The following is an 11,984-nucleotide window of genomic DNA, read 5'->3' as shown; positions in this document are numbered from 1 at the left end:
GTTTTCCACTAACAGTATACCGAATTTATACGAACTACCGTTCGTTAATATAGGTACGGTGCGGAAACTTCAATCCCGGAAACAGCTTGCTCGTGAGCTCGCAGAAATAACCGTCCGTCATGCTCGCAATGTAATCCACGACCGCCTGGTCCTTATCGTTCTGCCAGGCATAGGCGCGATCGTAGTAGGAAAGCTGCTGCTCGATGCGAGAAATGTGGTGCTTAAAGATATACGAAGACTCGTCACCTTCGTTTATATCCTGCAGGCAACGATCGTAAAGCTTTTCGAAGGCTTCGCGCAGCTCCACCTCGGAATCGCCTTCGATACCGCCCTTGCTATAGATCTTCTCGTAGTTCTCGCGCTTGGCTCGGCGGATTTCCTCAAACAGGTCCTCGCTCATCTCGATGCGCGGCTTACCATAGCTGTGCTCAACGATATCGATGGAGGCATGCGTGAGGATCCAACTGTTGTAGGCACCGCCCCGGCCATCATCAAAAGCGTCGGGTGACAGCAGGCCCGCCGCGATCGCATCCTGACGGTCACGACCGACGTAGGCAAGAATATCCGAGATGCGAACGACGCAGCCCTCGAGCGTCATGGGACGCAGATGCCCAATTGCGCTATAGCCCGTGGCAATGCAATCCTCAACCGTCTGGTCAAACTGGTCAAAGGAGCTCATGTCCGAGAGCTCAAACACACGCTGCTCGTACTCGCCGTTATGGCATAGCACGCCGTCGAGCGTCTGGAGCGACACGTTGCGGCCGTACAGTGTGTCGAGCACGCGGACCGACTGCACGTTATGGAAAAAATAACGCCCCGTACGCTCATGATAGATATCGTTGAGGAAGCGCTCGCCGGCATGGCCGAAAGGCGTGTGTCCCAAGTCGTGACCCAGGCCAATCGCCTCGATCAGATCGCAATTGAGCCCCAGGGCGCGACCGATATCGCGCGCAATGCGCGAGACAAGCTGCACGTGCAAACCGCGGCGTGACAGATCGTCATTGCTACGGAAGCTAAAGACCTGCGTTTTGCCTGCATAACGGGTGTACGCCGGAAGATGAAGTATCTTTTCGGTATCGCGCATAAACGCCGGACGCATAAGCGTGCCTTTGTCGGCGGCGCGATCAATACGACGAATGACCTGATCGTCGTTGCAACGATACGGGTTGACATAGCCCGAAGCACGATCGGCGGCAATGCGCTCGACAAGTTCGGGCGACAACGCTGAGGGAATACGGTCCATGCGCGCCTTAATGACGGCCGTTTCTTGATTAGATTCCATGGCATGCTCCTTAAGAAGGATGCGCAATCGGTTACAAAGTGCAGCCCACGACCTCGATTATGGCAAAAATCGGCACTAAAAACGGGAGCAATGGCAGGGAGCGCGATTTTGTGAAGAGGCAGGAAAGGGCCAGAGCCAGGAGTGCGACGGCAAATGCCACGATGCCACCCATAGGGTCGAGCGTGCAAAGCGCGAAGAGCGCCTTGGCATCCCCCATGCCGATGCCCGGGATTTGGCGAAGACGACGCCAGAGGGACTCAGTCAGCACGAGAGCAAGATACACAATGACGGCAAGACCCGCGTGGTCAAGCGCTGTGTTAACGCCTTTGTCGAGCCAAACGCCCACTAACGCCGTCACCGCACACGCACCGGCAAGTTCATTGGGAAAACGTCGCTGACGGGCATCAATCGCCGCGCCGGCAAAGATGCAAATCCAAAACGGGATATAAAACATCGAGTACCTCCTCGAGCTGCATCGCAAAAGCAAAAACCACCACAAAGGTGCCTGTCCCCTTTGCGGTGGTTTTGGTGGTGGTTATTTGGCGCCTTGCATGACCTCGTCGAGGGTGACGTTTACGGCATGCTGGGTAGGAACCCAGTCGACCTTCAGGAACAGCGCGGCCACCGTGATGGGGATATAGCTGAACATAAAGATCGGGAAGGTAAACAGGTTAGTCACCAGACGCCACTTTTGCGCGCAGTGAATGTGCTTGTACTCAAAGATAGTCGTGAGCAGCGCCAGGATAAAGAAAGTCAGATACATCATGGCGAAGGTCATAATGAGCGAAGCGGCACAGGCCTGCATCTCGACTTCGGTAGCCAAAAAGCCGTGCGAGAGTCCACCCACGATCAGGAACGTCGCATTGGCGAGCATCGAGATGAGCGACAGCAGCATACCCGGGGCGATCGTCATGAACATGTCGTAGGCGGCAAAGCGATGGTAGCGGAAGGTCGACTTGACCAGGTGCTTACCGTAAGTAAAGAACACCTGGTAGAAGCCCTTGGTCCAACGCATGCGCTGTTTCCAGGACGCCTTAAACGTCACGGGTTGTTCGTCAAAGAACTCCGCCGGCGCATAGCCAATGCGAATGCCGTGAATGGCGCAGAACGTGGTGAACTGAATGTCCTCGGTCAGCGTGTGGAACTGCCAACCGTGCATGCCCTCGATAACGCTGGCGGAGATGAGGTAGCCCGAACCCGAAACAGCGCAGGACGTCTTGCAGATATTACGCGCGTTGTTGAGGAAGCGCGCCTCGCGTAGATACCACGTGGCATTAGCAGCCGAGATCCACGAGCTGCCGAAGTTCTTGGAATTGCGATAGCTCGTGACCACATGGAAGCCCTGGTCAAAGGCATCATTCATCTTGGAAACGTAATCGCGGGAGATAACGTTATCGGCATCGAAGATAAAGTAGCCCTCAAACGTGTCGGGATACTCGTTGAGAATGCGGTCGAAGCCAAAGTCCATGACCCAGCTCTTGCCCTTGCGGGCCAGGTCATTGCGCTCGTAAACAATGGCACCGGCCTCGCGCGCGAGCTGCGCCGTGTTGTCGGTGCAGGCATCGGCAACGACAAAGACCTCGATAAGCTCGGACGGATAGTCCTGGTCCTTGATGGAGCGTACGAGATTGGCAATTACGGCTTCCTCGTTATGCGCCGCGATAAAGAAGGCATAGCGATGGAGTTTTTTGGCCTTGGGAGGCGCGACCTCGCCACGAAGAGCGCCAATGACAAAGAAGACCACCTGGTACAGAAAGCAGACCGTGAGCAGCGTGACGACAATCTGGTTGAAGATCACGATGGGTGTGTTGGTTTGTAAAAAGGCGAGCATGCAGGCTCCCAGCAACGTGTAACGTAAACAATCGTATATCTTACCGCAGGCTTACCGAGTTCAAGAAACCACCTAATACTGGCTAGGCTTCGAGAAGACCGAGCTGCGGAACGATGTCGTCGCCGGCGGCAGTGCGACCAAGCGAACGCGGGGCCAGATCGTCCAGAACCGCGGCAAAATCCCACGGCAGCTCATCACGGCACTCAATGCGCTTCCCCGTTACGGGATGATCGAACGCAACGCGCCAAGAATGCAGGAACTGCCTGGTCAGGCCCTGATCGGCACGCGCATCGCACTTGCCGTAGAGCGGATCGCCCACGCAGGCGTGGTTGATATGGCGCATATGCACGCGAATCTGATGTGTGCGGCCCGTAAACAGGTGGCACTCAACGAGCGTATAGCCGTCGTCAAAACGCGTGGAATCAAAGCGCTCGAGGACCTTAAAGGTCGTAATGGCCTGACGGGCAAAGGGGTCATCCGAAACCGCCATCTTGACGCGGTCGCGCGTAGAACGGGCGATACCGGTATTGATGGTGCCCTCGTCCATGGCGATGTGCCCGTGGACAAGCGTGATATAGCGGCGGTCGAGCGTGCGCGTGCGGATGAGATTCTGAAGCGCGCGCTGGGTGTCGTCATCTTTTGCCGCGAGCATAAGGCCCGAGGTATCGCGATCCAGGCGATGCACGATGCCGGGGCGGTCCTCACCCTGCACAGTACCAAGATGATCGATGCCGCAGTGGTAGACCAGAGCGTTCGCAAGGGTGCCGCTCTCGTGGCCATGGGCGGGATGGCACACCAGGCCCCGCTGCTTGGAGAGCACGATAAGGTAGTCGTCCTCGTAGCGGATATCGAGGGGAATGGCCTCGGGAATCACGTCGGTCGGGTCGTGCGGCTCGGGCAAGTCGACCGAGATGCGATCGCCGGCGCGTACGGCGTACTTTTTAGAGAGACAAGTCTCACCGTTGACGGCAACGGCGCCTCCCTCAATCAGATGCGCGCAGGAAGAGCGCGTAGGGCAGCCGTCATTGGAGCCCAGATAGGCGTCAAGACGCTGACCAGCGGCATCGTCGGCAACAAGGATATGGATGTCGGCCATTAGCGCTCATTCCTTTCGCGAATCTTGCGGGCACGCTCCCCACGCTGCTGGGCCTTGCGCTTAGCGCGGGCCTCGTCACGGGCGTTAAGCTCGGCGGTCGCATCGACCTCACGGGCAGCGGGGCTCAAGAACATGTAACCGAAGAGGGCGAGCACGACGCCCAAGGTAATGCCGATATCGGCCACATTAAAGACGGGGAAGTCGACGAAGGTGGTGGCAATAAAATCGGTCACGAAGCCAAAGGCCAAACGATCGATAGCGTTGCCGATAGCACCGCCCGCAACCATCGCCATGCCCACAACCTCCAAGCGAGCAAGCTGGGGCGCGCGAAGCAAGTACACGGCAATGGCGACAATGACCGCAAGCGCCAGCAAAGCAAACGCAACGCCATGCCCCTCGCCCATGCTAAAGGCAGCACCGATATTGCGGACAAACAGGAAGTCGATCACACCGGGGATAACAGTCACATGCAAAGCGTCGCCCACGGCACGAACCGCAAGCTTGGTCAGCTGATCAAAAAGCAGCACAACCAGCACCACCCCACCAGCAACACCTAACCGCCAGCGCAAAGGCGGCGTCATATCCCCAGTACGACCCAAATCAATCCCCTACCCTCAAGAACATCGAATTCCGTTTAATGCAAGTAATCATCTTATAGTGACAAACGCCAAACGCGCAGCATATTCACCAACGCTAGCGAAATAACCAGCTAAAAACGAAAGCGGCATTCCGAAAAACAGAATGCCGCTTGGACGTGACAAAAGTTGACGTTGGGGACGTTCTTGTTTGACAGTCGTTTAAGAACGTCCCCAACGGCTAGTTCAGCGCCTCCGCGCAGCGCTTGCAGATATGCGCGTGGCCGTTGTACTCGCCGACAGTGGTGCGATAGTTCCAGCAACGGTCGCAGCACTCGCCCTCGGCAGCCTCAATAGCAACGGAAAGCTCCTCGCCCTGGGTCAGCTCAACATCGGAGACGATGTAGAACTCGGCCAGGTCGACGGCTTTGTCGCCGGTCAACAGCGCATACATCTCGGCGGGAACGACCGCCTTGACGCGAACCTGCTGGCTCTTGGTGAAGGTGCCGGCAGAACGGGCATCCTCAAGGGCCTTGGTCACGGCGCTACGGAGCTCGAGCGAAGCCTCGAGCACGCCCTCAAACTCATTGGCCTCGTCGACCGTGATAGGCGACTTGTACCAATCGAGCAGCGCGGCGTACTTCTGGTGATCGACGCAGCCGGCGGGCGCATAGGCCATGGCCTCGTCGACGGTGTAGGACAAGATCGGCTGCAGATCGCGCATGAGCATCGAGAAGAGCTCGGCGAGCACGGTCTGAGCGCTGCGGCGCTCGAGCGAGCCGGGCTTCTCGCAGTACAGACGATCCTTCAGGGCGTCGAGGTACACGTTGGAGAGCTCGGTAACCACAAAGTCGTAAAGCGCACGGTAGGCGCGCGGAAACTCGTAGCAGGAGTAAGCGTCGTCGACCTCGGCCTGGACCTGGGTCAGGCGGGCAACCATGAGCTTGTCGAGCGGCAGCAGGTCGGCAAAGGCGACACCGTCAGTCTCGGGCTCAAACTGACCCTCGAGCTCGGAGAGCAGGAAGCGCAGCGTGTTGCGGAAACGGCGGTAGGCATCGGACGTACGAGCGAGAATCTCGTGGTCGATGGAAACGTCGGAGCTGGTGTCGACCGAGGCGACCCACAGGCGGATGATGTCGGCGCCCATCTCGTCGCAGACCTTGTTGGGGTCGATGACGTTGCCGAGCGACTTGGACATCTTGCGGCCCTGACCGTCGAGCGTGAAGCCCTGCGAGACGACTGCCTTGTACGGAGCATGGCCGTTGGCGCCCACAGAGGTGAGCAGCGAGCTCTGGAACCAACCGCGGTGCTGGTCGGAGCCTTCGAGATACACGTCAGCCGGGTACTCAAGCTCGGGGCGATACTCGCAGACGGCCTTCCAGGAGACGCCGGAATCCCACCACACGTCGAGGATGTCCTTATCGGCCTTGAGGTGATGGCCGCCGCACTTGGGGCAGACGCAGGCCTCACCCAGGTAGCTCTCGGGAGCGTCGGTGAACCAGGCGTCGGAGCCCTTCTCGTGGAAGAGCTTGATGACGGCGTCGAGCGTGGCATCATTCATGACCTTCTCGCCGCAGTCGGCGCAGGTGTAGCTGGGGATAGGCACGCCCCAGTTGCGCTGACGGCTGATGCACCAGTCGGGACGCTGCTCGACCATGGCACCGATGCGGTTGGCCGCGTGGGCCGGATACCACTTGACGTTCTCGCGGACCTCTTTGCCAGCCTGCTCGCGCAAACCGGTCTTGTCCATCGAGACAAACCACTGGTCAGTAGCACGGAAGAGCACCGGGTGCTTGCAGCGCCAGCAGTGCGGATAGCTGTGCGTGATCTTCTTCTCGAGGACCAGGGTGCCGCGCTCGCGCAGGAACTCGATGATGTGCGGGTTGGCCTCGTCGGTATCCATACCGCTGAAGGGGCCACCGGTGCCAAACTCCTCGCCGGTATAGAAATTGCCGTCGTCATCGACCGGCATGCAGATGTCGGTGATGCCCTCCTTGAGGCAGGCAAAGTAGTCGTCGACGCCGTGGCCGGGCGAGTTGTGGACGATACCGGTACCGTCATCGACACCGACGTAATCGGCCAGCAGTGCCACGCCCTCGACACCGTCAAAGATCGGCTGCTTGTAGTGAATGTGGTGGAAGGTCTCGGCGGGAACCACATAGGGCTTGCCGTCGACCATAACCGGGGTGTACTCCCAGCCAAACTCCTCGCAGCACTTGGGAGCCAGGTCCTCGAGCATGACCTCGGCGCGGCCGTCGTGCTCAACGGCGACGTAGGCGGCACCGGGCTTGAGGGAAACTGCCTGGTCGGAGGGGATGGTCCACGGCGTGGTCGTCCAGATGATGAAGTCGACCGGGCCGTCGAAGTTCTCGAGACCGGCGGGCTTGGAGGTCATCTCGAAGCGCACGAAGATGGAGGGGCTCGTCTCGTCGGAGTACTCAATCTCGGCCTCGGCGAGCGCGGTGTGGCAGTGCTTGCACCAGTGGACGGGCTTGTGACCGCGATAGATCATGCCCTTGTCGAACATGGCCTTGAAGACCTCGATGTCGGCGGCGTCATGCTGGTGATAGAGCGTCAGATACGGGTTGTCCCAATCGCCGAGCACGCCCAGGCGACGGAAGCCGGCCTTCTGCAGCTCGATGTTCTCGACAGCGAACTTGTTGCACAGCTCGCGAATCTTGGCAGTGGAAGTCTGGTTGAACTTCTCGGTGCCGAGCTTCTCCTCGACCTTATGCTCAATCGGCTGACCGTGGCAGTCCCAACCGGGGACATAGGGAACTTCGCAGCCCTGCATCATCCAGTAACGGTTGATCATGTCCTTAGAGATCTTGTTCATGGCGTGGCCGATGTGGATCGGGCCGTTGGCGTACGGAGGGCCGTCGTGCAGCACGAACTTCTTGTGACCCGCGTTCTTCTTTAGAACTTGCTCGTAGACCTTGTTGTCCTGCCAGTCCTTAAGTCGCTTGGGCTCGGACTTGGAAAGACCGGCACGCATGGGAAATCCGGTTTTGGGCAGATTCATCGTCTGCTTGTACTCGTTTGCCACGGTACCCCTTTCTTGTCATGGGCGCGCACGCCCTCTGGGCACCAAAAAAGCGCCCGTCCCTACAAGCTGGGACGAAGCGCCACAAAACGGGCAGTCTGCCCGTAAAAGCTCTTCGCTTAACCACCCAGCTTAGATGCCCTCGCTCGCGTCGCCGCGCGCTCGCATCCGTTACTCGGCTGGTCTGTATCGACGACCATCTCGGCGATGTCTACTAAGACGAACCTGCGCGGCACGTCCGTTGGGACCGCAGCTCCGGGGTGATTTTCATCGGTCGCATGCACGGGTTCTCAGCGCTTCCCGCTCTCTGTAGCATGCGGACGGCCGACTACTCGTCCCCATCAACGCTTATGCGGAGTATGCTAGCACGTTCCGCGCCGGCGAAAAACCCTCAACACTGGTTTTATACGTTCGAAATTTCTCGCGGCTGTGGACCTTCTCTTGGAGCAAAATACCTGAAAGCACTTTATCGAACGAAAGAAGGTTGCTATGCGCACGATTGGAATGAGCGACTACACCGTTGGCGAGGATTGCTTTGACGAGCTGCCCGGCGCGCTGGCCGAGTACGGCGCGAAGAAGGTCGCGATCATCGGTGGCAAGCGGGCACTGGCCGCAGCACTTCCCGGTATCGAAGCTGCGCTGGCGGGTACCGACGTCGAAATTCTCGAGACGCGCGTCTACGGCACCAACAGTACGCGTGCCAATATCGCCAAGGTCGTGAATACCCCTGCCTGCCAGGAAGCTGACGTGCTTATCGCATGCGGCGGCGGCAAGGCGCTCGACACCGTGAAGACCGCAGCCATCGAGCTCAAGAAGATCGTCTTTACGGTGCCGACGATTTGCTCCAACTGCTCCGCTGCGACCGCCATTGCCGTCGTGTACAACGACGACGGCTCGCTCGAGGGCTATTCGTACCCCAACCGACCGGCGCACATCTTCATCAACCCCAAGATCATCGCCGAGGCACCGGCAGAGTACTTCTGGGCCGGCGTAGGCGATGCCCTCTCTAAGCAGCCCGAGGTCGAGTACGCCACGAGCGCCGGTGATTTGGAGCACACCGCCGGTCTTGGCCTGGCACTCGCCCACACCTGCTCCGAGCCGCTGTTTACCTATGGCGTCCAGGGTCTTGAGGACGTGCGCCAGGACCTGTCGAGCGAGGCCGTCAAGCAGATCGCGCTCGATATCGTGGTCAACACGGGCTATGTCTCGAACCTGACCAACCAGAACGATTACTACTACAACTCGAGCGTGGCGCACGCGTTCTACAATGCCACCTGCAGCATTCCGCGTGAGGGCACCTACCTGCACGGCGAGGTCGTGAGCCTGGGCGTGCTCGTGTTGTTCGCCTACACGGGCGACACCGAGAACCTTGAGCGCTACGCCACCTTTAACAAGCAGATGGGGCTGCCCGTGACGCTTGAGCAGGTCGGCCTTACCGAGGCCGACATTCCGGCGCTGTGTGAGTTTGCCCACGCCACCAACGAGTGGAAGCAGGGAAACCCCGAGCCCTTCACCGACGAAAAATTCGCCGCCGCCATCAAGGCCGCCGACGCCTACGGCCACACCCTCCTCGCCTAACCTACCAAAAAGGGACAGGTTTATTTTGGCAGGTTTTATCTGGGCAAACGCCATTGAACATCTGTTGAAATAGTTTAGCTTGCCAGTAAAGGGGGCGACCATCTACTCGATGGCCTCCCCCTTTCATTTGCTATTCCAACATACTGGGGTCAAATTCGCTGGCCGGAATCACGCGGTACCCGTGACGCAGCAGCAGGTCGACGAAAACACCGTTACCCGCGGTGAGCGTACCGCTAAAGGTGCCGTCGTAGATGTGACCCGCACCGCACGAGGGGCTGCGGTCCTGAAGGATGCACGCGACTATCTCTTCCGGTCCGCCCGCCTGCTCACACATATCGAGCGCACGTTGGGCACCCAGGCGAAACTCACGATCGACCGAGGCGCCCTCGCAGGTACGAACCTCGCCGTTCACAATCTCGGACGGCTTGCGCGGCGTGGGAAGACCCCCAAAGACCTCAGGACACACCAAGAGGACCTCGGTCCCCGTACGCTCGCAGGCCTCGACCAGTTCGCGAAGGCAATTGTCGAGCCCGTTATACTTGCAGCTCTCGCCCATCAAGCAGGCGCTCACCACGATCTTCATACATATCCCTCCCACGTAAAACGCCCCATTTGAGATAGAGACTCAAATGGGGCGTTCAACAATGTGCAACCAGCCTTACTGCTGCTTTGGCATCAGCGGATTCTCGCGCGTGAGGAGATTCATAAACTCCTCGCCCGTGATCGTCTCCTTCTTGTACAGGTAACGAGCCAGCTCGTGGAGCTTGAACTTGTTCTCCTTCAGGATCTGCAAAGCGCGGTCGTGCGCATCCTCGATCAGCTTGGCGACAATCGCGTCCACGCGCTCGGCCGTACCGGGAGCGCAGGTGAGCGACGTGTCCTGGTTGAGGTACGCATTCTGCACGGTACCGAGCGCCATCATGCCAAACTCGTCGGACATACCAAAGCGCGTCACCATGTTGCGGGCGAGCTTGGTGGCCTGTTCGATATCGTTGGCGGCACCGGTCGTCATCTCGCCAAAGATGAGTTCCTCGGCCGCGCGACCACCGCAGTAGACGGCAAGCTTGTCCAAGACCTCCTGGCGTGTCGTCAGGAAGCGCTCGTCCTCCTCGACCTGCATGGTATAGCCAAGAGCACCGCTCGTGCGCGGCACGATGGTGATCTTGGTAACCGGCGCGGAACCCTTTTGGCGGGCAGCGACGATGGCATGGCCGATCTCGTGGTAGGAAACGACCTGCTTCTCGTGGTCGGACAGCACCGTGGACTTACGCTGCTGACCCGCGATGACGACCTCCACCGACTCCTCAAAATCGTCCTGCGTGGCGCGCTTGCGGCCCTCGCGGACAGCACGCAGGGCGCCCTCGTTGATGATATTGGCCAGGTCGGCGCCCGAGGCACCGGGCGTGGCGCGGGCAATCGCGGTCAGATCGATCGGCGGCTCGGTCTTCACACTCTTGGCGTGGAGCTCGAGGATGTTCTTACGGCCGGTCAGATCGGGCAACTCGACGGGGATGCGGCGGTCAAAACGACCGGGGCGCAACAGGGCCGGATCAAGGCTGTCGGGACGGTTGGTAGCAGCGAGAACGACAATACCCTTGTGGTTATCGAAGCCGTCCATCTCGGTCAGCAACTGGTTGAGCGTCTGCTCACGCTCATCGTTGCCGCTAAAGCCACCGCCATCGCGCTTCTTGCCGATGGTATCGATCTCGTCGATGAACACGATACACGGGGCCTTTTCCTTGGCCTGCTTAAACAGATCGCGCACCTTGGCGGCGCCGCGGCCGACGAACATCTCAACAAACTCAGAACCCGAAATACTAAAGAACGGCACGCCCGCCTCGCCGGCAACGGCCTTGGCAAGCAGGGTCTTACCGGTACCCGGAGGGCCGACAAGAAGAGCACCGCGCGGCAGCTTGGCGCCGATTTCCTCGTAGCGCTGCGGCTTCTCCAGAAAGTCGACGACCTCCTTGAGGGACTCCTTGGCCTCTTCCTGGCCGGCGACATCCTTAAAGGTCACGCCCACGTCCTTGGAGGCGATCACGCGCGCGCCGGACTTACCCAGTCCGCCGCCGCCAAAACCACCGCCGCCAAAGTTCATCGACGGACCGTCATCGCCCATGGCCTTCTTCATGCGGCGGTTGAGCCACCAGCCGATCAGGAAGAAGATGGCTATGGGAAGAATGAGGGTGAGCAGGTAGTAGGTCATCAGACCCGAGTTCTTATCGGGAACGACCGACTCAAGCGAGGCGCCAGATTCAAGCACGCGATCGGTAAAGCCCGCGTCATTCGGCACACCGGTCGTCTTGTAGGCGATGTTCTCGTCCTCGCCCTTCTTGGTGTAATAAATCGTGTAATCGTCCGTGTTGTACTCGACCTTGTCGACACTCTTCTTATCGAGCGCTTTGACAAACGTCGAGTAATCGGTCTTCGTAATCTGCTGCGTGTGACCGATGTTGGGGAACAGTACGGTCGAGAGCACGAGGTAGACGACGAAGGCGATGAGCACGTAGAGGATCATATTCCGTCTACGTTTGTGGTCATCCATCTCCATCTGCTTGAACTCCATCTACTGGGGTTGA

9 protein-coding genes are annotated in these 11,984 nt (G+C 59.0%); 1 reads left to right on the top strand and 8 read right to left on the bottom strand.

Annotation, left to right across the window (positions count from 1 at the left end; translation table 11 throughout):
* Positions 1-34: 34 nt before the first annotated feature.
* The 6 genes from NBH09_RS03720 to ileS form a co-directional block, all read right to left on the bottom strand.
* The gene (locus NBH09_RS03720; protein WP_250787094.1) at positions 35-1,282 is read right to left on the bottom strand and encodes a deoxyguanosinetriphosphate triphosphohydrolase family protein; all 1,248 of its coding nucleotides are present in this window, start codon (positions 1,280-1,282) and stop codon (positions 35-37) included.
* Positions 1,283-1,313: 31 nt separating this feature from the next.
* On the bottom strand, positions 1,314-1,736 hold the full coding sequence (locus tag NBH09_RS03715) for a prepilin peptidase (RefSeq protein WP_161144951.1): 423 nt from the start codon (positions 1,734-1,736) through the stop codon (positions 1,314-1,316).
* Positions 1,737-1,817: 81 nt separating this feature from the next.
* Positions 1,818-3,113, bottom strand: coding sequence for a glycosyltransferase family 2 protein (locus tag NBH09_RS03710; RefSeq protein ID WP_250787093.1), 1,296 nt, complete (start codon positions 3,111-3,113; stop codon positions 1,818-1,820).
* Between the two features lie 82 nt (positions 3,114-3,195).
* On the bottom strand, positions 3,196-4,209 hold the full coding sequence (locus tag NBH09_RS03705) for an RluA family pseudouridine synthase (protein ID WP_250787092.1): 1,014 nt from the start codon (positions 4,207-4,209) through the stop codon (positions 3,196-3,198).
* Entirely contained in the window at positions 4,209-4,736 is a 528-nt protein-coding gene (gene lspA / locus NBH09_RS03700; RefSeq protein WP_250787091.1) for a signal peptidase II, read from the bottom strand. Before lspA ends, NBH09_RS03705 begins: the two co-directional genes overlap by 1 nt.
* A 289-nt stretch (positions 4,737-5,025) precedes the next feature.
* The gene (gene ileS, locus NBH09_RS03695; RefSeq protein WP_284703094.1) at positions 5,026-7,806 is read right to left on the bottom strand and encodes an isoleucine--tRNA ligase; all 2,781 of its coding nucleotides are present in this window, start codon (positions 7,804-7,806) and stop codon (positions 5,026-5,028) included.
* 510 nt (positions 7,807-8,316) lie between these two features.
* On the opposite strand from ileS, the gene NBH09_RS03690 reads away from it, so the two are divergent.
* Positions 8,317-9,405: an iron-containing alcohol dehydrogenase family protein gene (locus NBH09_RS03690; protein WP_250787089.1), complete on the top strand. Its 1,089-nt coding sequence runs from the start codon at positions 8,317-8,319 to the stop codon at positions 9,403-9,405.
* A 130-nt stretch (positions 9,406-9,535) separates the two neighbouring features.
* On the opposite strand, the gene NBH09_RS03685 is transcribed toward NBH09_RS03690, so the two are convergent.
* A complete protein-coding gene (locus tag NBH09_RS03685) occupies positions 9,536-9,988 on the bottom strand; it encodes a 2-thiouracil desulfurase family protein (protein WP_250787088.1) in 453 nt (150 codons plus the stop codon).
* 75 nt (positions 9,989-10,063) lie between these two features.
* On the bottom strand, positions 10,064-11,956 hold the full coding sequence (ftsH, locus tag NBH09_RS03680; protein ID WP_195245805.1) for an ATP-dependent zinc metalloprotease FtsH: 1,893 nt from the start codon (positions 11,954-11,956) through the stop codon (positions 10,064-10,066).
* Positions 11,957-11,984 lie beyond the last annotated feature (28 nt).

It is taken from the genome of Collinsella sp. BG-O-102 (assembly GCF_023656745.1).
Lineage (GTDB): Bacteria > Actinomycetota > Coriobacteriia > Coriobacteriales > Coriobacteriaceae > Collinsella.
The sequence above is the reverse complement of the archived record's forward strand: the minus strand, read 5'-3'. Positions and strand labels throughout refer to the sequence as shown.

Excerpts from the sequence above, each read along its gene's own strand:
- NBH09_RS03720 (WP_250787094.1), bottom strand. The coding sequence starts at position 1,282 with ATGGAATCTAATCAAGAAACGGCCGTCATTAAGGCGCGCATGGACCGT.
- NBH09_RS03715 (WP_161144951.1), bottom strand. The coding sequence starts at position 1,736 with ATGTTTTATATCCCGTTTTGGATTTGCATCTTTGCCGGCGCGGCGATT.
- NBH09_RS03710 (WP_250787093.1), bottom strand. The coding sequence starts at position 3,113 with ATGCTCGCCTTTTTACAAACCAACACACCCATCGTGATCTTCAACCAG.
- NBH09_RS03705 (WP_250787092.1), bottom strand. The coding sequence starts at position 4,209 with ATGGCCGACATCCATATCCTTGTTGCCGACGATGCCGCTGGTCAGCGT.
- ileS (WP_284703094.1), bottom strand. The coding sequence starts at position 7,806 with ATGAATCTGCCCAAAACCGGATTTCCCATGCGTGCCGGTCTTTCCAAG.
- NBH09_RS03690 (WP_250787089.1), top strand. The coding sequence starts at position 8,317 with ATGCGCACGATTGGAATGAGCGACTACACCGTTGGCGAGGATTGCTTT.
- NBH09_RS03685 (WP_250787088.1), bottom strand. The coding sequence starts at position 9,988 with ATGAAGATCGTGGTGAGCGCCTGCTTGATGGGCGAGAGCTGCAAGTAT.
- ftsH (WP_195245805.1), bottom strand. The coding sequence starts at position 11,956 with ATGGAGATGGATGACCACAAACGTAGACGGAATATGATCCTCTACGTG.